The 1,191-nt window shown below is 59.8% G+C and carries 1 protein-coding gene; it reads right to left on the bottom strand.

The window, feature by feature from the left end; translation table 11 throughout:
- Positions 1–25: 25 nt before the first annotated feature.
- Entirely contained in the window at positions 26–1,108 is a 1,083-nt protein-coding gene (locus HNR28_RS18060; RefSeq protein WP_043681547.1) for an IS630 family transposase, read from the bottom strand.
- Between the last annotated feature and the right edge of the window lie 83 nt (positions 1,109–1,191).

Raw genomic sequence — 1,191 nt, 5'->3', positions numbered from 1 at the left:
CTAGTGTGGTGTTTTATTAATACGATTATTTATACCCAGCTGTGGCCGCTCTTGCACGCGCGACTTTCGCGAGGATGGCCTCGGCGCTCTTGGTCCAACGAAATGGCTTGGCGCTATAGGCATTATGGGTATCGATAAACTGGCGGATGGCCTCGCGCAACTCCTGCACGCTGCCAAAGGCGCCTCGATACAAGGCTCGGCGCTCAAGGCTTGCGAACCATCGCTCGACGGCGTTCAGCCACGAGGCACTCGTGGGCGTGAAGTGCAACTTCACGCGGGGGTGCTTGGCCAGCCAGGCTTTGACTTCCGCCGTTTTATGCGTGGAACTATTGTCGAGGATGACGTGCAAGTCCAGGGCGGGGTCTGTCGCCTTGTCGATCTGGCGCATGAAGTCGAGGAACTCCTTTGCGCGGTGGCGTGCCGTGATACGCCCCATGACGTTGCCCGTGAGAATGTCGAACGCCGCATAGAGACTCGCTGTGCCGTGGCGCTTGTAGTCATGCGTGCGCCGCTCGACCTGCCCCGGGCGCAACGGCAGCATGGGCTGCGTGCGATCGAGCGCCTGAATCTGCGTCTTCTCATCGACCGAGAGCACGACGGCGTTCTCGGGCGGGGCCATGTACAGGCCCACCACGTCGACGACCTTCTCGGCGAAGTGCGGGTCATTGCTGATCTTGAAGGTCTGCAGCCGATGCGGCTTCAGATCCGCCGCCTGCCAGACCTGACGTACCTGGTAGACGGAGGCCCCGGTGTGCTTAGCCATCAGCCGCAAGCTCCAATGCGTGGCCTCGGCCGGGACGCGCTGTGTGGTGAGCGTGAGGATCTCGTGCACCTTCTGTTCACTGAGCTTGCGGGGCTGCCCGGGACGCGGGAGATCCCTCAACCCCTCAAGCCCCTGTTCCTCGTACCGATTGCGCCACTTGAACACCACAGGTGCCGACAATCCCAGGCGTTCACTCACCTTGGCAGGCGGCATCGCGGCGTCCAGCTCCAGCAGAATTCTGGCGCGCTGGGCCAGCCGTTGGTCAAGCGTGGTCTTACGCAACCATGCTCGCAGCTCGGTGCGATCCGAGTCAGACAAGTGAAATTCTGCCGCCGGCTTGCTCATGGTGGACACTCATCGAAAGAAGCGTCCACCATTTTATTTCAAACTATTGAATAAATAAACAAATTAATGAAACACAACACTAG

Origin of the sequence: Castellaniella defragrans (genome assembly GCF_014203015.1) — a bacterium.
Classification (GTDB): Bacteria; Pseudomonadota; Gammaproteobacteria; order Burkholderiales; family Burkholderiaceae_B; genus Castellaniella; species Castellaniella defragrans.
The sequence above is the reverse complement of the archived record's forward strand: the minus strand, read 5'-3'. Positions and strand labels throughout refer to the sequence as shown.